20 protein-coding genes are annotated in these 21716 nt (G+C 72.6%); 10 read left to right on the top strand and 10 right to left on the bottom strand.

Annotated features, from left to right (window positions below; translation table 11 throughout):
- Positions 1-10: 10 nt before the first annotated feature.
- Positions 11-1492: a flavin-containing monooxygenase gene (locus tag OG738_RS28135; protein WP_329045361.1), complete on the top strand. Its 1482-nt coding sequence runs from the start codon at positions 11-13 to the stop codon at positions 1490-1492.
- Here OG738_RS28135 and rpmJ read toward each other — a convergent pair.
- From rpmJ to OG738_RS28165, 6 genes are all read right to left on the bottom strand, one after another.
- On the bottom strand, positions 1483-1605 hold the full coding sequence (gene rpmJ / locus OG738_RS28140; protein WP_329045362.1) for a 50S ribosomal protein L36: 123 nt from the start codon (positions 1603-1605) through the stop codon (positions 1483-1485). The two genes, OG738_RS28135 and rpmJ, sit on opposite strands and share 10 nt — an antisense overlap.
- 73 nt (positions 1606-1678) lie before the next feature.
- Positions 1679-2848, bottom strand: a complete 1170-nt coding sequence (locus OG738_RS28145) for a VWA domain-containing protein (RefSeq protein ID WP_329045364.1) — start codon at positions 2846-2848, stop codon at positions 1679-1681.
- Positions 2845-5025, bottom strand: a complete 2181-nt coding sequence (locus OG738_RS28150; RefSeq protein WP_329045365.1) for a DUF5682 family protein — start codon at positions 5023-5025, stop codon at positions 2845-2847. The genes OG738_RS28145 and OG738_RS28150 overlap by 4 nt, the downstream gene beginning before the upstream one ends.
- Positions 5022-6107 carry an ATP-binding protein gene (locus OG738_RS28155; protein ID WP_329045366.1) on the bottom strand — a complete coding sequence of 362 codons (1086 nt, stop codon included), beginning with the start codon at positions 6105-6107 and terminating at the stop codon, positions 5022-5024. Before OG738_RS28155 ends, OG738_RS28150 begins: the two co-directional genes overlap by 4 nt.
- The gene (locus OG738_RS28160; RefSeq protein WP_329045367.1) at positions 6104-7489 is read right to left on the bottom strand and encodes a DUF5691 domain-containing protein; all 1386 of its coding nucleotides are present in this window, start codon (positions 7487-7489) and stop codon (positions 6104-6106) included. Before OG738_RS28160 ends, OG738_RS28155 begins: the two co-directional genes overlap by 4 nt.
- Before the next feature lie 40 nt (positions 7490-7529).
- Positions 7530-8834 carry an SWIM zinc finger family protein gene (locus OG738_RS28165; protein ID WP_329045369.1) on the bottom strand — a complete coding sequence of 435 codons (1305 nt, stop codon included), beginning with the start codon at positions 8832-8834 and terminating at the stop codon, positions 7530-7532.
- A 117-nt stretch (positions 8835-8951) separates the two neighbouring features.
- Here OG738_RS28165 and OG738_RS28170 point away from each other — a divergent pair, with 117 nt between their 5' ends.
- Positions 8952-9461: a PadR family transcriptional regulator gene (locus tag OG738_RS28170; protein ID WP_329045370.1), complete on the top strand. Its 510-nt coding sequence runs from the start codon at positions 8952-8954 to the stop codon at positions 9459-9461.
- Positions 9461-10060: a GyrI-like domain-containing protein gene (locus OG738_RS28175; protein WP_329045371.1), complete on the top strand. Its 600-nt coding sequence runs from the start codon at positions 9461-9463 to the stop codon at positions 10058-10060. Before OG738_RS28170 ends, OG738_RS28175 begins: the two co-directional genes overlap by 1 nt.
- A gap of 14 nt (positions 10061-10074) precedes the next feature.
- Here OG738_RS28175 and OG738_RS28180 read toward each other — a convergent pair whose 3' ends face one another.
- Positions 10075-12141 (bottom strand): AMP-binding protein, encoded by a 2067-nt coding sequence (locus tag OG738_RS28180; RefSeq protein WP_329045373.1) that lies wholly within the window; start codon positions 12139-12141, stop codon positions 10075-10077.
- A 318-nt stretch (positions 12142-12459) separates the two neighbouring features.
- On the bottom strand, positions 12460-13401 hold the full coding sequence (locus OG738_RS28185) for a helix-turn-helix transcriptional regulator (protein WP_329045374.1): 942 nt from the start codon (positions 13399-13401) through the stop codon (positions 12460-12462).
- Positions 13402-13484: 83 nt separating this feature from the next.
- Between OG738_RS28185 and OG738_RS28190 the strand changes: the two genes are divergently transcribed.
- On the top strand, positions 13485-13877 hold the full coding sequence (locus OG738_RS28190; protein WP_329045375.1) for a VOC family protein: 393 nt from the start codon (positions 13485-13487) through the stop codon (positions 13875-13877).
- Here OG738_RS28190 and OG738_RS28195 read toward each other — a convergent pair.
- Positions 13831-14271: a hypothetical protein gene (locus tag OG738_RS28195; RefSeq protein ID WP_329045376.1), complete on the bottom strand. Its 441-nt coding sequence runs from the start codon at positions 14269-14271 to the stop codon at positions 13831-13833. The genes OG738_RS28190 and OG738_RS28195 overlap by 47 nt on opposite strands.
- Positions 14272-14358: 87 nt before the next feature.
- Between OG738_RS28195 and OG738_RS28200 the strand changes: the two genes are divergently transcribed.
- The 5 genes from OG738_RS28200 to OG738_RS28220 are packed head-to-tail and all read left to right on the top strand — an operon-like array spanning position 14359 to position 19432.
- Positions 14359-15225, top strand: coding sequence for a helix-turn-helix domain-containing protein (locus OG738_RS28200; RefSeq protein WP_329045377.1), 867 nt, complete (start codon positions 14359-14361; stop codon positions 15223-15225).
- A complete protein-coding gene (locus OG738_RS28205) occupies positions 15203-15388 on the top strand; it encodes a DUF397 domain-containing protein (protein WP_329045378.1) in 186 nt (61 codons plus the stop codon). The genes OG738_RS28200 and OG738_RS28205 overlap by 23 nt, the downstream gene beginning before the upstream one ends.
- A 49-nt stretch (positions 15389-15437) precedes the next feature.
- Positions 15438-16187: a 3-hydroxybutyrate dehydrogenase gene (locus OG738_RS28210; RefSeq protein WP_329045380.1), complete on the top strand. Its 750-nt coding sequence runs from the start codon at positions 15438-15440 to the stop codon at positions 16185-16187.
- Positions 16188-16230: 43 nt separating this feature from the next.
- A complete protein-coding gene (locus OG738_RS28215) occupies positions 16231-17559 on the top strand; it encodes an MFS transporter (RefSeq protein WP_329045382.1) in 1329 nt (442 codons plus the stop codon).
- A 1-nt stretch (position 17560) separates the two neighbouring features.
- Positions 17561-19432, top strand: coding sequence for a helix-turn-helix domain-containing protein (locus OG738_RS28220; RefSeq protein WP_329045383.1), 1872 nt, complete (start codon positions 17561-17563; stop codon positions 19430-19432).
- A 93-nt stretch (positions 19433-19525) separates the two neighbouring features.
- Here the strand turns inward: OG738_RS28220 and OG738_RS28225 are convergent, their stop codons facing one another.
- A complete protein-coding gene (locus OG738_RS28225) occupies positions 19526-20671 on the bottom strand; it encodes an MFS transporter (protein ID WP_329045384.1) in 1146 nt (381 codons plus the stop codon).
- A gap of 30 nt (positions 20672-20701) precedes the next feature.
- Here OG738_RS28225 and OG738_RS28230 point away from each other — a divergent pair, with 30 nt between their 5' ends.
- Positions 20702-21712: a LacI family DNA-binding transcriptional regulator gene (locus OG738_RS28230; RefSeq protein ID WP_329045386.1), complete on the top strand. Its 1011-nt coding sequence runs from the start codon at positions 20702-20704 to the stop codon at positions 21710-21712.
- Positions 21713-21716 lie beyond the last annotated feature (4 nt).

The following is a 21716-nucleotide window of genomic DNA, read 5'->3' on the forward strand; positions in this document are numbered from 1 at the left end:
GCTGGCGTTCATGACCACCGTCGAGCACGTGGACGTCCTGATCGTGGGCGCCGGCCTGTCCGGCGTCGGCGCGGCCTGCCGGCTGCAGGAGCGGCTGCCGGGCAAGACGTACGCCGTGCTCGAGGCGCGTGACACGATCGGCGGCACGTGGGACCTGTTCCGCTACCCCGGTATCCGGTCCGATTCGGACATGTTCACCCTCGGCTACCCGTTCCGGCCGTGGAAGGACCCGAAGGCGATCGCCGACGGCCCGTCGATCCTGGCCTACATCCGTTCGACGGCCGAGGCTTTCGGGGTGACTTCACGGATCCGCTTCGGCCACCGGGTCGTGCGGGCGTCGTGGTCGTCGTCCTCGGCGCGGTGGACGGTCTCGACCGCGCACGGCAAGACGTTCACCTGCCGGTTCCTGTACCTGTGCAGTGGTTACTACTCGTACGAGAGCGGGCACGTCGTCGACTTCCCGGGCCGCTCGGAGTTCGCGGGGGAGATCGTGCACCCGCAGCACTGGCCCTCGTCGCTGGACTACACGGGCAAGCGGGTCGTGGTGATCGGCAGCGGCGCGACGGCGGTGACGCTGGTCCCGGCCATGGCGTCGACTGCCGCCCGCGTGACGATGCTGCAGCGCTCGCCGTCGTACATCGTGGCCCGGCCGGGGCGCGACGCGCTCGCCGACCGGATTCGCGCGCTGCTGCCCGAAAATCTCGCGCACCGCGTGGTGCGGGGCAAGAACGTGGTCATGGGGACGCTGTTCTTCCAGCTGATGCGGCGGCTGCCCGAGCGGGCGTCTTCGGCGCTGCGCAAGCGCGTGGCGGCGCAGCTGCCGGCGTCGATCCCGGTGGACCCGCACTTCGTGCCGTCGTACGACCCGTGGGACCAGCGGCTGTGCCTCGTGCCGGATGCGGACCTGTTCCGCGCGCTGCGCTCGGGCAAGGCCGACATCGTGACGGACCGGATTTCCCGGTTCACGGCGTCCGGCGTGCTCCTGGAGTCGGGCCGCTCTTTGCCCGCGGACGTCATCGTGACGGCGACCGGCCTTCGCCTGGTGGCGTTCGGCGGGATCGCGCTGACGGTCGACGGGCGCGAGATCTCACCCGGCGACCAGCGGGCGTACAAGGGCATGATGTTCGGCGGGATCCCGAACCTGGCGTGGTGCGTGGGGTACACGAACAACTCGTGGACGCTCCGGGCGGACCTGACGTCCCAGTACGTGTGCCGCCTGCTGGCGTACCTGGATCGGCGGGGTTTCGCTTCGTGCACACCGGACCCGGCGTCGGCTTCCTCGGCGGGCCGGCCGCGCCCGATCGTCGACCTGGCGTCGGGGTACATCAAGAGGGCCGCCCCCGGCCTGCCGAAGCAGGGCGAGCGGCGGCCCTGGATGATGCGCCAGAACTACCTGCTGGACCTCGCGGACATGCGGTTCAACCGCGTGGACGACGGGGTGATGCGCTTCGGCCGCGCGGAAGACCTCGCGGCCGCGTCGAGTCAGCCCTGACGAGCCTTCAGGCGCGGGTTGTCCTTGTTGATCACGAACACGCGGGTGCCGCGCCGGATCACCTGGGCACCCGGCTGGCGGGCCAGCGAACGGACCGAACTGCGGACCTTCATGGCGAGCCGTCCTTCCTGCGGGTTCGACCCCGCACCCTCGTCAACCGGACGCCGGTCGGTTTCATTCCGCAACTCAGCTGGTCTCGCGCGCGACCCAGGCCTGCAGGTCGGCACCGCGGACAGCGGCCGCCATCAGCTCCGGGAACTGGTCCGGCGTGCACGCGAACGCCGGGACGCCCAGCTCCGCCAGCGCCGCCGCGTTCTCGTGGTCGTACGACGGCGCGCCCGAGTCGGACAGGGCCAGCAGCGTCACCACCTGGACGCCCGCGCCGACCAGCTCGGCGATCCGGTGGAGCAGCTCGTCCTCGTCGCCGCCCTCGTACAGGTCGCTGATCAGCACGAGCAGCGTCTGCTCGGGCCGGCCGACCAGGCCCTGGCAGTACGCGATCGCCCGGTTGATGTCGGTGCCGCCGCCCAGCTGGGTGCCGAACAGCACGTCGACCGGGTCGGCCAGGTGATCGGTGAGGTCGGCGACCTCGGTGTCGAACGCGACGAACGACGTCTTCAACGCCCGCATCGACGCCAGCACCGCGCCGAACAGCCCCGAGTACACCACCGACTCCGCCATCGACCCCGACTGGTCGACGGCCAGGATGACGTCCCGCTGCACCGACTGCCGGCGCCGGCCGAAGCCGATCAGCCGTTCCGGCACGATCGTGCGCAGCTCGGGGGAGTAGTGCTTGAGGTTCGCGTGGATCGTGCGCGCCCAGTCGACGTCGCCGGGGCGGGGCCGGTGGGTGCGCGACGCCTTGTCCAGCGCGCCCCTGATCGCTGCGCGCGTGCGCTCGGCGAGCCGTTCCTCCAGCTCCTCGACGACCTTGCGGACGACCTCGCGCGCGGTCTCCTTCGTCTCTTCCGGCAGCACGCCGTTGAGCGAGAGCAGGGTCCCGACCAGGTGGACGTCCGGTTCGACCGCCGAAAGCAGCTCTTTTTCCAGCAGCATCCGGGTCAGGCCCAGCCGGTCGACGGCGTCGCGCTGCATCACCTGCACGACGGTGCTCGGGAAGTAGCGCCGGATGTCCCCCAGCCACCGCGCGACCCGCGGCGCCGACGCGCCCAGGTTCGCACTACGCGGCCCACCGGCGGCGTCCTCGTCCGGCTTGTCGTAGAGCGCGGCGAGCACGGAGTCGACCCCACTGTCCTCATCGGACAGTTGCGCGTCGGCCAGCCCGGAGCCGGGGCCTGCGCCTTCGGCGCCCAGCACCAGCCGCCAGCGCCGCGTGCGTTCGGTGTCCGCGCTCATGCTCCCACCCCCAGCAGCGTCGCGAGGACCGGCAGCACGCGCTCCGCTCGGTCCTCGTCCAGTTCTTCGGCGAGCGCGACCACCGCCGCCGGGCCGGTGAGGCCGGCCGCGCGGTGGCCGATTGCTCGCTTCTCCGGTCCGCTGAACGCGCCGAATGTGCGGCGCAGCAACGGGAGCACCTCGGTGAACACGTCGTCGTGGATGGCCGCGAGCCAGGCGTCGATCACCCGCAGCAGGCCCTCGTCGTGCACCAGCAGCAGCGCGCCGCCGTCGAAGAAGCCCTCCACGTACGCCGCGCCCGCCGCGGGGGTGATGCCCGGCGTGAGTGCGCGGCCGAGGCGCAGCTCGATGTCCAGTGCGTCGAGCAGCCCCGCGTCGTGCAGGATCCGGGTGAGCCGGCCGGCCAGCAACGGGGGCAGCGACGGCCGTTCGGCCAGCCGCGCCAGCGCCGCGAGCCAGCGCTCCTTGGCCTCCTCGCCCAGCAGGGACGTCGCGTCGTGCACGCCGTCGACCAGCTGGGCCATCCGGGCCGCCGCGTCGTCGTCGATGCCGTGGGTCGCCGGGGGCAGCCCGGCGCAGATGCGGTCGAGCATGCGGTCGGCGACCGCGCGCAACGCGGCCGTGTCGGTGCCGCGCACGTTCCCGTAGCGGGTCGCCCGGGCCAGTGCGGGCAGCGCCGACATCAGCCGGGCGACGTCCGCGTCCGCCGCCGCCCGCGCGTCGAGTGCCGCCAGCGCTTCGGGCAGCGCCTCCGGGAGGTCGGCCAGCAAGCAGTTCTCGACGGCCGTGGTCACCTCGTCCAGCGGGGGCGTGCCCTCGACGGTGTCGCGGACCGCGGCCGTGGCCGCCGACGGCACGGTGGTGCCGTGCACCGCCGCCGCGACCAGGTCGACCTCGAACGCCGGCTCCCAGCACAGCGCCCACGTCTCCCGGAACGTGCCCTTGTTCCGCCGCGCCGACGCCTCCCGGCTGCCCCATTCGATGCCGAGGATCCGCAGCCGGTGCAGCAGCTTCGACCGGTCGAGCCCGCCGGGCGTGCGCAGGTCGAGGTCGAGTTCCTTGACCATCGGGTCCTTCTTGAGCCGCAAGCGTTTCGCCGTCGCCGTCAGGTCCGCGGCCAGCGGCGGCTGCGGCACCCGGTCGGGCACCTCGCCGAGCCGTTCGCCGACCACCAGCCGCCGCGTGACCAGCTCGACCTGCACCTCGTCACCGCCGCAGAGCACGGACCGGGTGGCTTCGGTGACCTCGGCCAGCCCGGCCGACGACCGCCCGCGCAGCGTGGCCAGCGTTTCGGCCAGCCGGACCGCCTCGATGACGTGCGCGGTCGACACGGGCAGGTCCTCCTCCCGCAGCACCGCCGCGACGCCGGTCAGCCAGCGCGTCGTGACGTCCTCGGCCGTGGTGAAGAGGTGGTGGTACCAGCCGGGCGAGCGGACGCCCGTGCCGTAGCCGCTGGCGGTCGCGAGCCTGCCGTGCGTCCACGGCACCCAGGTGCACGCGACCTTCCGCTTCGGCAGTCCTTTGAGGACGGTCTGGTCGTGCGACGCCGGCGGCAGCGGGTCGGCCAGCGCGGGCACGTGCCACGCACCGCAGACGACGGCGATGTTCTCGAAACCGTCCTTGCGGGTGCGGCGCAGCACCGAGCGCATGTAGGCCTCGCGCCGGGCTTCGTTGCCGCGCGGCGGTTCCTCGTCCTCGCGCACCGCGGTCATCGCGTCCGCGATCACCTCGAACGGGTTTTCGCTGTCCCGCCGGGACTCGACGACGTCGTCCCACCAGCGTTCCGGGTCGTCGTAGCCCCCGGCCGAGGCCAGCAGCGCCAGCGGGTCGACCGGCGCGCCCGCGTGCTCGTCCGGCCCCGCGGCGAAGGTGTTCGCGGCCGGGAGGTCGCAGAACCGCACCGGAATCCCGGCTTCCCGCGCGTAGGCGAGCGCCTGCCACTCCGGGCTGAAGACGGCGAACGGCCAGAACGCCGCGCGCGAGACGTCGTCGGTCGCGTACGCCAGCAGCGCGACCGGCGGCGCCATCGCCGGGTCTTCGGTCAGCTCGACCAGCGCGTCGGCTTCCGGTGGACCCTCGATCAGCACGACGTCGGGCTCCAGTTCGGCGAGCCGCGTCGCCACGGCGCGGGCCGACCCCGGGCCGTGGTGGCGGATGCCGAGGAGATGGGTCGTCACGAAATCTCCTGGCCCGCCCGGTAGAAGTCGGCCCAGCCGTCGCGCTCGCGGACGACCGTCTCGAGGTACTCGATCCAGATCGCGCGGTCGGCCACCGGGTCCTTGACGACGGCGCCGTGGATGCCGGCCGCGATGTCGTGCGGGCGCAGGACGCCGTCGCCGAAGTGCGCCGCCAGCGCGAGGCCACCGGTCAGGACGCTGATCGCCTCGGCCGTCGAGAGCGTGCCGGACGGCGACTTCACCGCCGTGCGGCCGTCTTCGGTGCGGCCGGAGCGCAGCTCGCGGAACACCGTGACCACCCGGCGGATCTCCGCCAGCTCGGCGGCTTCCACGGGCAGCTGCAGCGAGCTGCCCAGCTCGGCAACCCGCCTGCTGACGATCTCGACCTCCGCGTCGGCGCTGTCCGGCAGCGGCAGCACGACGGTGTTGAACCGCCGCCGCAACGCGCTCGACAGCTCGTTGACGCCCTTGTCGCGGTTGTTCGCCGTCGCGATCAGGTTGAAGCCCGGCCGCGCCTGCACCTCGGTGCCCAGCTCCGGGATGGGCAGCGTCTTCTCGGACAGGATCGTGATCAGCGAGTCCTGGACGTCGGCCGGGATGCGGGTCAGCTCTTCGAGGCGGGCGAGCTTGCCGTCGCGCATCGCCCGCAGCACCGGGCTTTCGACCAGCGCGGCGGCGCTCGGGCCCTCGGCGATCAGCCGGGCGTAGTTCCAGCCGTAGCGGATCGACTCCTCCGACGTGCCCGCCGTGCCCTGCACCAGCAGCGTCGAGTCGCCGCTGATCGCGGCGGAGAGGTGCTCGGACACCCATGTCTTCGCCGTGCCGGGGACGCCGAGCAGCAGGAGCGCGCGGTCGGTGGCCAGCGTCGCGACGGCGACCTCGACCAGCCGCCGCGGGCCGACGTACTTCGGCGTGATCACGGTGCCGTCCGGCAGGGTGCCGCCGAGCAGGTACTCGACCACGGCCCACGGCGAGAGGTTCCAGTTGGGCGGCTTGGCCCGGTCGTCGGCGGCGGCCAGCGCGGCCAGCTCGGCGGCGTGGTCCTGCTCGGCGTGCGGCCGGAGGACGGTGGGGGCGGTCATGCGAGCTCCTCGTACATTTCGCGGCGGAAGTTCAGCGTTTCGGTGAGCGCCCGGCGCCACGGACCGGCGTCCATGGTCAGGCGGGTGGTGGCCAGGGGGTGCCGCAGGCATTGCGCGGGGACCGCGCGGGCGATCACGACGGCGGCGTGCGAGACGAGGCGGTGGTCGTCCTGGCGGGCGATCCAGTCGAGCAGGGCGGTGCCGAGCTCCTTCGTCCACGGCCGGGGCAGCTCGTGCACCAGCCGCGCGAACGACTCGACCGGCAGCCGGCTCACCAGGTGCCCGACGGTGGCGGCCTGGCTCGCGGGGCTCAGCACGCCGAGCAGGGGCGGGGTGGTGCGGCCGCCCGGGTCGGCGCCGATCAGGGCCTGCGCCCAGGTTTCGTCGCGCTGGCGCAGGGCCGCGGTGGCCCAGGAGTCGCGCAGCACGCCGGCCGGGCAGCCCTCGACGGTCATCCGCACGACCTCGGCGGGCGGCCCGAACTCGGTCCAGAACGCGAGCGGCGCGGCGGCGGCGAGGGTGCGCAGCCGGACGGTGCCTTCGCCGTGTTCGCCCTGGGGCACCGAGACTTCGAGCACCCGGCCTTTCCGCCGGACGAGGGGTCGTAGCCGGTCGGCCATCGTCTCGCCGTAGCGCGTGCCGGGCAGCCGGCCGAGCAGGTCGGCGGCCCGTTCGCGGACGGCGGCCGCGCGATCGGTGAGAGCGGCTTCGAGGAAGGCTTCGTCCTCGGGGCGCACGTGCTCGGCCAGCACGCCGAGGAAGTCCGACCGGACGTCGGCCGGTTCGCTCTTCCAGGAACCGTGGAGGGCTTCGCGGGCCGCGGCGGGGTCGTCGGCGAGCTTGGTGGCGAGCCAGCGGCGGCGCTGGGCGAGGCTGCCGAACTGCCAGACGTCGCCGGATTCCTCGGGAGGCGCGGAGAGGAAGGCCCAGTCGGGGTTCCGCTGCCCGAGCCACGCCCCGACGGACCCGGCGACGGCGACGAGCGGCCCCCGCAGCGCGACCTTGCTGCGCGCGGCTTCGGCGAGCAGGGGGAGCGTTTCCGGCGGGACGCGGTAGTCCGTGCCGGCGACGATGCCGAGCCACTCCAGGAGCAGGTCGGGATGGCTCGCGGCGAGCAGCCGCGCGAGTCGTTCCCGCGCGAGGGGCGGGACGAAGGTGCGGTCATCGACGGCCGCCATCGGGAGAGGGCGGACGTCGTGGAGCGGCCGGCGCCCGGCGCGCCGGTAGGTGGTGAGCACGGCGGCCGCGGCGAGCAGCTGGTCGGCGGGCTCGGCGCGGTCCGCGATGAGGTCTTGGACCGCGGGCGGCTGGGTGGCGGGGTCGAGCGTGCGCCGGCGGGTGCCGAGGAGCGCGGTGCCGACGAGGTCTTCCCAGGCTTTCACGGCTGCACCTCCTGCTCGTGGTTGCGGTACCGGGGAAAGTTCACAGCCGCACCGCCCGGTCCTCCTGCCAGCACGTCAGCGGCCGGAACCCGGACTGGCCCCACTCGCCCGCCACCGTCACCGGCCTGCCCGCCGACATCGCCAGCAGTGACCACGGGAACGCGTACGGCACCAGCGGCAGCGCGGTACCGTCCTTTTCGGACAGACACCACCCGTCGGCGTGTTCCGCGGGCGTGACGCCCGACAACAGCACCGGCCAGCGCTCCAGCCACGGATCCGCCGCCATCGCCCGCGCGTACGCCGCCAACGCGTCCGAGATCGACCCGCCCTCGGCCATCGGCGCGGGCAGCGGAATGCCGCGCTCGGCCACCAGCGCCCGCAGGGGCGCCGCGCCCGGGTAGAACGCCAGCTCCGCCGTCAGGAAATGCCCGGGCGGCAAGGACGAATCCAGCGGACGGCCCGGTGGCGCGAACGACAACACGAGCGCGTCCCGGCCCGACCGGCGCCCGCGCAACCACGTGCGGCGGGTGAGCAGCCGGTCGTTCTCCTCGTCCGCCGCACCCGTGATCAGCCACTCGTCCGCGACGCGCTCGCCATCCGCGAGGACCCGGGCGGTCTCCACCGAAAAACCCAGCCGCGTGCGGACGGTCTCCGCCAACGGAACGGGCAGCGAGTCCAGCCGGGTCGCCGCGTCCGCCAGCAGGTACAGCAACGACAGCTCGCCGAGCAGCGACTCCGGCCAGTCGCGGCGGCCGACGATCCCCGCCGCCCGGCGCAGGCCGCCCGCCAGGCCGGACGCCTGGGCGTCGACCATTCGCGCGGCGACCGTGCGCAGCTCTTCGCCGCCGCTGCGCTCGAAGCCGGCGAAACCGGCGCCGATCCGGTCGGTCAGCCAGATCTTCAGCTCCGCCACACCGCCTTCGACGCGCGCCGCCCGCTCCGAAACGCGGCGCGCGGCCGCTTCCTCGTCCTTGGGGCCAGCCGACTCCACGCGCTTCTCCGCCCGGCGGGCCCGGTCGGCGCGTTCGGCGAGCCACGTGTGCACCCACTCGGGCGCCGGTGCCGCGTCGATCTGCCCGGCCGCCCACAGCAGCAACAGCCCGAGCGCGTGCTTGCACGGGAACTTCCGGCTGGGACAGGAACACCGGAACGCGGGCTCGTCGAACTCGACGCACGTCTGGTACGGCTTCTTGCCACTGCCCTGGCAGAAGCCCCACACGGCGTCTTCGGACGCACCCGCACCCGACCACTTCGCCGGCGCGGCCAGCGCCCGGCCCGCCTGCTCCGAAGCGGGATCCGGCGCCAGCCCGGCCACGTGTTCCGCGGTCCACGGCACCGCCGTCACCACCTGTCCCCCCACTGTCCGCCCTCGCTTTCCGGTACTCGCTGAAGCATGCCAGCACCCACCGACAATTTCCGGAAGCCTTGACGAACGCGCCTATTCTAGTCCTAGAATACCGCCGTGCTGACCGACGCGGAACTCACGGTGCTCGGCCTCGTGACCGAGCGGCCGAGACACGGCTACGAGCTGGACGAAGTCGTCTCGGAACGCGGCATGCGCGACTGGACCGCCCTCGGCTTCAGCTCGATCTACTACGTGCTCGGCAAACTGCGCGACCGCGGCCTGGTCGCCGAGGTCGCGGGGGAGCGCGCGCACGCCAAGGCCAAGAAGACGTTCACGGCGACCGACGCGGGCCGTCGTGCGTGCGCGGCGGCCGCGGAGGCGGCCATCGCCGAACTGCGCCCGGTGCACCCGCCGGTGCTGGTCGGGCTGGCGAACAGCCCGGCGATCCCGCCCGGCCGCCTCGCGAACGCGCTGGTCCGGCGCGCCGAAGCGGTCGAGGAGCGGCTGGCCGAAGTCCGCCGCGCGGCGGCCGCGCAACCCACGGCTCCGCCGTTCGTCCGGACGATCTTCGACTACTCGATCGGCCAGCTCGAGGCGGAAGCCGAGTGGCTGACGGGAATGCTCTGATGCCCTACGACGTCAAGAAGGACCTGAAGCAGCTGTACGCACCGAAGAACACCGACTGGGCGCTGCTCGACGTGCCCGAGCAGCAGTTCCACGCGATCGACGGCCGCGGCAACCCGAACACCGCCGAGAGCTACCGGAAAGCCGTCGAAGCGCTCTACGCCTTCGCCTACACGATCAAGATGACGGCGAAGCGAGCCGGTGACGACTTCGTCGTCGGACCGCTCGAAGGCCTGTGGTGGGCCGAGGACTACGCCGCGTTCACCGTGCGCGCCAAGGACTCCTGGCAGTGGACCATGCTGGTCTCGCTGCCGCGACACCTCGGCGAGGACGCCGTCGAAGAGGCCCGGGAATCCGTGCGGCGCAAGAAGAAGATCGACGCGTCCGTCCGGCTCGAGAAGCTGCACGAGGGCCGGTGCGCGCAGGTGCTCCACATCGGCTCGTACGACGACGAAGCCCCGCTGCTCGCCCGCCTGCACGGCGAGTTCCTGGAGCGCGAAGGGCTCGAGCCCACCGGCCTGCACCACGAGGTCTACCTCGGCGACCCGCGGCGGACCGAGCCCGCGAAGCTCAGGACCGTGCTGCGTCAGCCGGTCGGCTGAGCCACGGCTTCGCATCAGTACTCGGAGGTCACCGGCCAGCTGTCGTCGTGCAGCAGGCGCTTGAGGATCTTGCCCGTCGCGTTGCGCGGGAGGTCCGGCACGAAGTACACGTCACGCGGCACGGCGAACCGGGCCAGCCGCTGGTGGATGTAGGCGCGGATGTCCTCGGCGTGCAGCGAGGCGCCGCGCCGCGGGACGACGTACGCCGCGAGGCGCTGGCCCCATTCCGCGTCCGCCACCCCGACCACCGCCGCGTCGTGCACGCCCGGCAGCGCCACCAGTGCTTCTTCGACCGGCCGGGGGAACACGTTCTCGCCGCCGGACACGATCATCTCGTCGGCGCGGCCGGTGACGAACAGGCGGCCCGCCGCGTCGAGGAAGCCGACGTCGCCGGTGGCCATCAGGTCCGCCGCGCGCGCCGGGTCCTTGCCGTTCGTGTAGCCGTCGAACAGCATGTCGTTGCCGACGAAGATCTGGCCCTCACCGCCCGGCGGGACGGGCTTGCGGTCCTCGTCGAGGATCGCGACGCGCGTGCCGAGCGGGCAGCGGCCGGCTGTGGTCGGCGCCGCGCGCAGGTCGGCCGGGTCGGCGATGCTCGCCCAGGACACCTCGGTCGAGCCGTAGAAGTTGTAGAGGACATCGCCGAAGGTGTCCATGAACTGCGTGACGAACGCCCCCGACATCGCCGAGCCGCTGCTCGCGACGATCCGCAGCGAAGACAGGTCGTAGCGCCCACGCACACGTTCCGGCAGGTCCATGATGCGCTGCAGCATGATCGGCACCGCGAACAGCGCGTCGCACTTCTGCTCGGCGATCGCCCGCAACGTCTCCTCGGCGTCGAACTTGCGGATCATCGCGAGCGACGCCCGCAGCGCCATGCCGATCTGCATCGCGGCCAGGCCCCAGCTGTGGAACAGCGGTGCGGCGACGAGGATCCGGTCGCCGGCGCGCAGGGGGATCCGGTCGAGGATCGCCGCGGCCGAGCCCAGGCCCTTCGGCGTCGGACGGCGCGCGCCCTTCGGCGTCCCCGTGGTCCCGGAGGTGAGCACGACCAGGCGGCCCGGCCGCTCGACCGGCTTGGGCGGGTCGGCGGGCGCGGCGTGGATCAGCTCGTCGACGGTCGGGTAGCCGGTCTCGGCGTCCGGCCACGTGCTGATCCGGGCGAACTCGCCCGGGACGTTCGCGATGGTCTGCGCGAACTCGTCGTCGGCCAGCACGGCGGCCGGCTCGTGCTCGGCGAGCACGTCCTTGACCGAGGCCGCGGAGAGACCGGTGTTGAGCAGGACGACGTCGGCGCCGAGCTTGCTGGCGGAGACGAACGACTCGACCATCGCGGCGTGGTTGCGGCACATCAGCGCGATCCGGTCGCGTTCGCCGACGCCGAGCTCGCTCAGCGCGTTCGCGAGCCGGTCGCTGCGTTCCTGGACCTGGCGGAAGGTGCGGAGGTTGCGTTCGTCGTGCAGGGCGGGCTCGTCGGGGACGCGGGCCGCGGCGGCCTGGTAGCCGCCGGCGATGGTGGCGCCCCACTGCGCGATCGAGTTGAGCTGGCGGGCGAGCTTGTCCGGCCGGCCGGCGCTGAGGACGCCGGCGCGCAGCAGGACGCTCGTGGTGCGCAGCTTGGTGGCCCGGTTCCCGTCGTGGTCGGCGTCGGGGTCGGACTCGCCGGCCAGGTGCAGGTCGAGGCGCCGGGCGAGGGCGCGGACGTCCTTCTTCACCGACGAAACCAGGTCCAGGTGCGACGGCGGCAGCATCATCCGGATGAACAGCTCGGTCTTGCCGCCGGCCAGGGGTCTCAGCTCGAGGGAGACCCAGGTGCCGTCGTCGGGGACGCCGCACCACACGACGTGCTCGCCCGGCCGGTACACGACGGCCTGGACCTGCGCCTCCATCATCCGCCCGCGTTCGGGGACGATCCGGATCACGCCCTTGGGGCCCCGGCCGCGCGCGGCGGCCTCGTGGATCTCGCACCCGCTGATCTCGGGCACGAACCGCGAGTACCACTCCGGCGATCCGACGATCTGCCACACCACGTCCGGCGTGTGCCCGACCACCGCACTCGCCTCGACCACATCGTCACGCATCTTCGTCTGCCCTCACCGCACGCTTTCGGGGGTCCGGGTGGGGGCGCCCCCGGCCCGGAGCGGAGCTCCGTCTGTCACAGCAGTGTCACCGAACACACGTTCAGATCACGGAGGCGTCACAGTAACAGCAAACGGGTGATTCCGGATACTCCGAACGGCCAGATACCGGGAAGTAACGGACACCCGTAGTAGGTCCTCCTAGTGTCCACTGTGGAGTGATTAACGCCGTTCACCGAGGATAACCGGGCGAGTGGCCGCCCGCAGCGGGGCGCCGGTGTCGTGAAGGACTCATTCGGGACCTGCGAACACGTGAACCACTCATTCAGGACAATCGGGGGCGTAGCGGGCAATCAGCTCGGATCCCAGACGCGCGAGTTCGGCTTTCACGGAGTCCGGCGATTCGACGTCGACGAGCGCGCCCCACCCCGCCAGCTCCTGCGCGATCATGATCGGCGCCGGGGCGGCGACGCGGGCACGGACCCGGTCGCCCGGCAGGTCCGCCAGCAGCGAGCAGTGCCGTCCGAAGCGGTCGCGCAGCACGCCGAAGTACCGGCGCTCGAGCACGACGTCCGCGGTGAGGAGCGATCGCCGCTTCTCCATCTCCTCGACGACCTCGTCCCACACCGCGGCCAGCGCCAGGTCCGACGGCCGATCCACGGCCTCCGAAGTCGCGGCGGCCGCGGCGACCCGGTCCACCCGGAACGTCCGGCGGCCCTCGCCGGTCCCCGCGACCAGGTACCAGACGTCGTCCTTGTCGACCAGGCCCCACGGATCGACGAGCCGCTCGCGCCCGGCGTAGGTGAGGCGGATCCGGCGGCGCGCGATGACGGCGTCGCGCAGCAGTTCGACCATCGGCGGCCGGTCCTTGACGCGCTTTCCCCAGCCCGCCGGGTCGACGAGCACCGCCTCCGCGGCCGCCGACGCGTCCGCGCGGAACGTGCCCGGCAGCGCGCCCAGCAGCTTCCGCAGCGCCGACTTGACCTCGGGTGCCGCCGCCGCGGCCGGACCGGCCAGGAGGAACAGCGCCTGCGCCTCGCTCGCGGTCAGCCCGGACAGGTCGGTCCGGGCGCCCCCGACCAGCTGCCAGCCGCCGCCACGGCCCGGCTGCGGGTACACGGGCACGCCCGCCGTCGAGAGCGCTGCGAGGTCACGGCGGGCCGTCGCGACGGAGATCTCCAGCTCCGCCGCGAGTTCGGCGGCCGTGACGCGGCCGCGTGCCTGCATCAGCAGCAGGGTGGCCACGAGGCGGTCGGCACGCATGGCGGAAGTGTCGCAAACAAAGTGCTCATCCGGTGCGCACTTTCACTCCGCATGCTGGCGCTTCACGATCGAAGGGAGCAGACATGCTGCGAGGAATGGCCACCGTCTCCTACTTCGCCGACGACCACGCGGCCGCGCAGGCCTGGTACACCGAGTTCCTCGGCGTCGAGCCGTACTTCCACCGGCCCGGGTACGCCGAGTTCCGCATTGGTGACCACCAGCACGAACTCGGCCTGATCGACCGGAAGTACGTTCCGGCGAGCATGGGCGGGGCGAGCGGCGAGATCGTCTACTGGCACGTCGACGACCTCGAGGCGACGGTCGCCCGCCTGCACGAGCTGGGCGCGACTGAGTACGAGCCGGTCACCGAGCGGGGGCCCGGGTTCGTGACGGCGTCGGTCGTCGATCCGTTCGGCAACGTCCTCGGCGTCATGACGAACGCGCACTACCTGGCGGTGCTGACGGAACGCTCATGAGGCGGTAGGCCTCCTTGACGCACTTGTCGCACCGCTCGTGCCGGACGGTCTTCTCGGCCGGATCGGTGCCGTAGAACGGGAAGCAGCCCGCGCCACAGCTCGCGAAGTAGATCAGGCCGAGCCGGACCTCGCCGCGGCCGACGTAGTGGGCGAGCCGGCGGCGCGGATCCGGCCCGCACTCGGGGATCCAGCCGTGGGCGGGGAGGCGGGCGGCGGCGATCTCGTCGAGCACGCCCGCCCGGCTGATCAGGTCGGCGCCGAGGCAGGAGAGGCGCTCGCCGAGGTCGCGCAGGCCGTCCGCGCGCAGAGGCGGCCCGGCGAGCCAGGAGACGTCGCCGGGGAGCGTGTCGGCCAGGTCGCGCAGACGGGTCAGCAGAGCGTGGTCCGGGTCCATGACCTGCAGGAAACCTGGCGCGAATTTGTGACACCAGCCGACACCCGGGCCGCGGGAAATGTCGGACCCCGGTGACAGAATGCGGTCATGGCGGCACCCTTCGCGACACCCCGGGCGAGAGCGCTCGGCTTCGGGCTGCGTGAGTCACGGAAAGCCCGGAACCTGGGCGTGCGGGAGCTGGCGAGGTTGATCGGCGTGCTCCCGCAGGAACTGTCCAACTGGGAGTACGGGAAGCGGATTCCCAAGGTGGAGCAGGTGGCGCTGCTGCTGGGGGTCTTGGTGGTGGAGCCGGGGGAGCGGGCGAGGCTGCTGGAGCTGGCCAGGTACGCGCGGGAGCCGAGCTGGCTCGAGAAAGCGGTGCCTGGTGTGGCGCCGAGTGCGGGGACCTACGCCGATTACGAGCGCGCGGCGGAGGCGATGTTCGACTGGGAACCCGCGGTGATTCCGGGGCTCTTCCAGACCCCGGACTACATCCGGGCCTTGATGGGCGGCCAGGGGCAGCCGCCCGAACGGATCGAGCGGGTCGTGCACGCACGGATCGCTCGGCGCCATGTCCTGACGAGGCATCGCCCCCTCGGCTACCACGTGTTGGTCGGCGAGGGCGCACTGCGAGCTGAGGTCGGGGGCAAGCCGGTGATGGTGGAGCAGCTTCGGCACCTGCGGGAAGTCTCGGGGCGCCGGAACATCCGGCTCCAGGTTCTGCCCGTACGAGCGGCTGCGCGGGCGATCTCTCACAACTTCGCGGTACTCGAGTTCGAGGCTCTGCCAACCATCGTTTTCGTCGAACTCCACCAGGCCAGCGCCTACATCTACGATGCTGATCAGGTGGCCGGCTATCGCGCGGCGGCCAAGACCATGGCGGCGCTGGCGATGGATGAGCGCGAGAGCGGCGACTTCATCGGGGAGGTGATCGCCGACCTGGGAGGGCAGCATGTGGCGGAAGTCGAGTTATAGCGCGACTGAGGACAAGTGCGTCGAAGTCGCGCTGGGACCTGCGGCAAAAATCCGTGACACCAAGGACCGCTCCGGCGGCACCCTCGAAATCTCCACCCGATCGTGGGATGCCTTCTTGATCGCCGTGTGTGGATCCGCGCCACAGGATCTTCGCGAGCTGTAGCGCTCGCGCACATAGCTCGCGACCGGGGTCACGCTTACCGTTCCCGTCCATGACCAGCGATCTGGACGGGCGCACCGCCCTCGTCACCGGCGGGGCCGGCGGTATCGGCCTGGCCTGCGTCCGCGCCCTCGCGGCGGCCGGGGCCAAGGTGCACGTCGTCGACATCGACGCGCGGAACGCCGAGGCCGTCGCCGAAGAGGTCGGCGGCTGGGCGCACGCCGCCGACCTCACCGACCCCGAGACGATCCACCACCTGCCCGCCGAGGTCGACATCGTGGTCAACAACGCCGGAATCCAGCACGTCGCGCCGATCCAGGACTTCGCGCCCGAGGCGTTCACGCGCATCCAGGCGCTGATGGTCACCGCTCCCTTCCTGCTCATCCGCCACGCGCTGCCGTCGATGTACGCCCGCGGGTGGGGGCGGATCGTCAACATGTCGAGCGTCCACGGGCTGCGCGCCTCCGCGTTCAAATCCGCGTACGTCGCCGCCAAGCACGGGCTCGAAGGCCTCTCCAAGGTCGCCGCCCTCGAAGGTGCCGAGCACGGCGTCACGAGCAACTGCGTGAACCCCGGGTACGTGCGCACCCCTCTCGTCGACGGGCAGATCGACGCGCAGGCCGCCGAGCACGACATCCCGCGCGAGGACGTCGTCACCGAAGTCCTCCTCCGGCGCGCCGCCATCAAGAAGCTCATCGAAGCCGACGACGTCGCTTCCCTGGTGACGTGGCTGTGCTCGCCGCACGCCGGCCACGTCACCGGGGCGTCCATCCCGTTCGACGGCGGCTGGACAGCAGCGTAAAAGCCGCCTGAAACCCTGTCACCACAAGGAAGTGGAGCCCGCAGTGAGTCAACCGAACCGGTCGGCGATCGCCAAGATCGTCGGCGCGAGCCTGATCGGCACCACCATCGAGTGGTACGACTTCTTCCTCTACACCTCGGCCGCCGCGCTGGTGTTCAACAAGCTGTTCTTCCCGACGGCGAACCCGTTGACCGGCACGCTGCTGGCGTTCCTGACCTACGCCGTCGGGTTCCTCGCCCGCCCGATCGGCGGCCTGGTCTTCGGCCACTACGGCGACCGGCTCGGCCGCAAGAAGCTCCTGATCGTCAGCCTGGCGCTGATGGGCGGCTCGACCTGCCTGATGGGCGTGCTGCCGACGTACGCGAGCGCGGGTGTCGCGGCGCCGATCCTGCTCACGCTGCTTCGCCTCGTCCAGGGCTTCGCGCTGGGTGGGGAGTGGGGCGGCGCCGTCCTGATCGTCTCCGAACACGGCGACGCCCGCCGCCGCGGCTTCTGGGCGAGCTGGCCGCAGTGCGGCGCGCCCGGCGGCAACCTCCTGGCCACCGCCGTCCTGGCGATCCTCTCGGCCACCCAGTCCGACGCGACGTTCATGGCCTGGGGTTGGCGCGTCCCGTTCCTGCTCTCGGGCGTGCTGCTGCTGATCGGGCTCTGGATCCGGCTGGCCGTCGCCGAGTCGCCGGTGTTCCTGGCCGCGCAGAAGCAGGTCGAGAACCGCGCCGAAAAGCACGTCCCGGTCGTGGAGGTCTTCCGCGACAGCCGGCGCCAGGTGCTGATCACGATCGGCGCCCGGATGGCCGAGAACGTCTCGTACTACGTGATCACCGCGTTCATCCTGGTGTACGTCACGACCGGGCTGCACCTGCCGAAGGGCGTCGGCCTGAGTGCGGTGCTGATCGGCTCGGCGGTGCACTTCGTCGCGATCCCGCTGTGGGGCGCGCTGTCCGACCGCGTCGGCCGCCGTCCGGTGTACCTGTTCGGCGCGATCGGGATGGCGTTGTGGGGCTTCGCGTTCTTCGCGCTGCTGGACACGAAGTCGTCGGCGGTGATCGTGCTGGCCGCGACCGTCGGGCTGGTGCTGCACGGCGCGATGTACGGCCCGCAGGCCGCGTTCTTCGCCGAGCAGTTCCCGACGCGGGTGCGCTACACCGGGCTCTCGGTCGGCGGCCAGCTGTCGTCGATCGCCGCGGGCGCCGTCGCCCCGCTGATCGCGGTGGCGCTGTTCTCGGCGTGGGGCAGCACGGTGCCGGTGTCGCTGTACGTCGCGGCGATGTGCCTGATCACGGTGATCGCCCTGCTCGCGGCCCGCGAGACGCGCGGCGAGTCCCTGCACGACGAGGACGTCCAGGCGGAGACGGCGACCGTTTCGCCTTAGCATGACCGCCGTGACCGTACCGACCGATGTGGTGCGCCGGCTGCTCGACCTGCTCGCCTCCGGGGCGAGCAGCGAGCAGCTGGCGCACGTCGTCGTGGCCGCTCGTGCCGAAGGCGCCCTCGGTCCGGCCGACCTGGCCGCCCTGGCCAGCGCGGGCGAGCTGGCGCTGCGGATCCGCGAGACGCTCGCCGAGCACCGGCGGCGCGAGGCCCAGCTCGGCGCGCTGTTCGACACCGCGAGCGAGCTCGCCGCACTGTCCGATCCGGACACCGTGCTGCGCTCGATCGTCCGGCGGGCACGGGCGTTGCTGGGTGTCGACGTCTCGTACCTCTCGCTCAACGACGAGGCCGAGAACCGGACCTACGTGCGGGTCAGCGACGGGTCGGTGTCGGCGGAGTTCCAGCAGATCGTGCTCGGCATGGGGGAGGGCCTCGGCGGCCTGGTGGCGCAGACCGCGCGGCCGTACGCGACGTCGGACTACTTCCACGACGACCGGTTCAAGCACACTCGGCACATCGACTCCGGCGTCAAGGACGAGGGCCTGACCGCGATCCTCGGCGTCCCGCTGGCGATCGGCCCGAAGGTGCTCGGGGTGCTCTTCGCGTCCGACCGCGCGACGCGGGAGTTCTCCGCGGACGAAGTCGCTTTGCTGTCCTCGCTGGCCGACCACGCGGCGATCGCCCTGGACAGCGCGAACCTGCTCGACCAGACGCGCCGGGCCGTCGAGGAGCTCAACGACGCCAACGCGACGATCCGCGCGCACACCGAGGCGATGGAACGCGCCCAGGACGCGCACGACCGGCTGACCGACCTCGTGCTGCGCGGCGGCGACCTGCCGGACGTCGCGGCCGCCGTCGCCGGGGTGCTGCACGGCGACCTCACGGTCTACGACGCCGACCGCAGGCTGCTGGCCGGCTCGGCCGCACCCGCCGCACTCGACCCGGACGCGCTCGCCGCGGCCCGCGCCGCCGGCCGAGCGGTGTCCACAAAGGACACCTGGGTGTGTGCGGTGCAGGCCGGTCCGGAGCTGCTCGGCAGCCTGGTGCTGACCGGCCGCGACGGGCTCTCCGACCCCGACCGGCGGTTGTTCGAACGCGCGGGCGTCGTGACGGCGTTGCTGCTGATGCTGCGGCGGTCGGTGGTGCGGGCCGAGGACGAGGTCCGCGGCGAGCTGCTGACCGACCTGCTCACCGCACCCGACCGCAACCCCCGCGCGCTGCTGGCCCGCGGCCGCCGGCTGGGGATCGACCTGTCGGCCCCGCACGCGGTCCTGGTGGCGCACGCGGACGGCGGTTCACGACGACGTCTGGCGAGCGCGGCGGCCCGGCACGCGACGCTGGTGGGCGTGCACGCGGAGGAGGTCGTCCTGCTCGGCGCGGGCGACCCGGACGAGCTGGCCCGCCGCGTGGCCGCCGACCTCGGCGCGGCGACGGGCCGCCCGGTGACGGTGGGCGCGGCGGGCCCGGCGAGCGGGCCGTCGTCGATCGCTTCGGCCCACGCGGAAGCGGCGCGGTGCGTCCGGGCGCTGCTGGCGCTGGGCCGGACCGGCGAAGGCGCGGCGATGGCGGGGCTGGGATTTCTGGGGCAGCTGCTGGGTGATCATGCGGACTTGGACTTGTTCGTGCGGCAGACGTTGGGACCGGTGCTGGACTACGACGCGCGCCGGGGGACGGAGCTGGTCGCGACGCTGCGGGCGTACTTCGCGAGCGGATCGCAGTTGGCGCGGACGAAGGACGTGTTGCACGTCCACGTGAATACCGTGGTGCAGCGGCTGGAGCGGGTGGCGTCGCTGCTGGGGGAGGAGTGGCAGGCGCCGGACCGCGCGCTGGAGATCCAGCTGGCCCTGCGGGTACACCGGCTACGCGAGGCGTAGAGGGCGGCAGCCGCGGCTCCGCGCTGCGCCCTCGCGCGGACGCCGGCGATCGGCGCGCAAGCCGGCGTTGCGGGTGCGCCGGTTGCGCGAAGCTCAGCCAGATCGCGCGAACGCCGCCGATCGGCGCACCACCATCGCCGACGCGAGGCCGCCCGTCGCCGCGATGATCACCGCCGGCGCCAACACTCCGTGGTCCAACCCCAGTCCGCCCAACGCCGCCCCCGAAGCGATGCCGATCTGGAACGCCACGATGTACACCGCCGACGCCAGGTCCGGCCGGCTCTTCGCCACCCGCAGGACCGCCGCCTGCAGCACCACGCCGATCCCCGCCGCCGGCCCGGCCCACGCCACGATCGCCGCTCCCGCCGCCAGCGGACCCGGCACGACCAGCAGCGCCAGCATGCAAACAGCCAGGCCGCCCGTCGTGACCAGCGCCGTCGCCCGCGGGTGGCCGTCGATGTGACGGCCGATCAAGAGCAAGCCCAGCAACCCCGCCGTTCCGTGGGCGAGCAGCAGCAACGACGTCGACGAACCGGTCAGGTGGACGTACCGCGCGATGATCGCCGTGATGTACGTGAACGCCGCGAAATGCCCGGTCACCACCAGCAGCGTCGTCACGTTCACCGGAAGCAGCGAGCGGTGCGCGAAGCGGCCGTGGAGAGCCGACGCCATCGCGGGCATGGGACCCACGGTGAGCCGGATGACCAGCGCCGTCACCGCCGCGACGGCCGCCACGGTCAGCACCGCGATCCGCCAGCCGAGGGCTGCGCCGAGCCACGAACTCGCCGAAAGCCCGAACAGGAAAGCCACGGAGTTCCCGGCGAACACCACCGCCGTCGCGCGGCCGCTCTGCCCCGGCCCGAGCAGCCGGCCGGCCATGGACGCCACCACCGACCAGAACACGCCGTGCCCCGCGGCCGCCACCAGCCGCGCGGCGACGGCGACGCCGTAGTTCGGCGCGACCGCCAGCACCAGGTTCGACACCACGATCATCCCCAGTGTCACCAGCGCGGTCGTCCGGCGGTCCCAGCGTGCCGTGAGCGCCACCAGCGGCACCACCGAGACCGCCACGACCAGCGCGTACCCGGTCATCAGCAGCCCGATCGCGGAATCCCCGGCATCCAGCCCGGACGCGAGCTGCGGTAGCAGCGCGACCGGCAGGTTCTCCGAGGTCACGGACACGAAACAGGCCGCGCCGAGTGCTCCCAGCGCGAGCCGGGTACGGGGTTCGACGAGCATTGTTTAACGATACACAGATAGGGTGGGCGGATGTCCAGACCCACGATGGCGGACGTCGCGCGCCGCTGCGGCGTCTCGGCGATGACCGTGTCGTACTGCTACAACCAGCCCGAGCGCGTCGCGCCCGAGACGCTGCGCCGGGTCCGCGAGGTCGCCGCCGAGCTCGGCTACCGCGGGCCGGACCCCACCGCGCGCTCCCTGCGCCGCCGCCACAACGGCGCGATCGGCGTCGTGCTCGGCGAACACCTCGCCTACGCCTTCGAAGACCCGCAGGCCCGCCGGTTCCTGGCCGGCGTCGCCGAGGTCTGCCGCGAACGCGGGAGCGGGCTGAACCTCATCCCGACCACCGGCGCGGACGACGACGTCGAGCGCGTGCGGTCGGCGTCCGTCGACGGCTACATCGTCTGGACGACCGTCGACACCGATCCGGTGCTCGACGTCGTGAGCGGGCTCGGCAAGCCGGTCGCGATCCACGGCGGACCTGCCATGGCCGGGGCCCAGGTGGTCAGCATCGACAACCGCGCGTCCGCACGGGAGCTGGCCGCGCGCACGTTCCCCGGCGCCCTCCGGCCGGCCGTGCTGAGCTTCCCCTTCGACCGCCACCGCCGGCCGAGGCTGGAAACCGCGCCCGCGGCGGACGACATCGCGTTCCCCGTCACCCGCGAACGGCTCCTCGGCATCTACGACCACCTCGGCGACCCGAGTGGCCTGCGGGTCGCGGTCGTCGCCCGCAACGACCGCGACGAAGCCGCGAAGCCGGCCGACGCGCTGCTCGACACCGAGCCCGACGCCGTGATCGCCATGAGCGACCAGCTCGCCTTCGCCGTCCTCGACGCGGCGAAGCGCCGCGGCCTGCGGGTGCCCGAAGACCTCGCCGTCGCCGGGTGGGACGACGACCCGGACGCCGCCCGCGCCGGGCTCACGACCATCACGCAGTCGCTCTTCGCCCAGGGCCGCGACTGCGCCCTGATCGCCTTGGGCGACCGGGCCCCGGGCGGGCCCGCCGAGTGGACCGCGACCGTCCGGACGACTACCCGCTGACCGC

It is taken from the genome of Amycolatopsis sp. NBC_01488, from assembly GCF_036227105.1.
In the GTDB taxonomy this organism is placed as follows: domain Bacteria; phylum Actinomycetota; class Actinomycetes; order Mycobacteriales; family Pseudonocardiaceae; genus Amycolatopsis.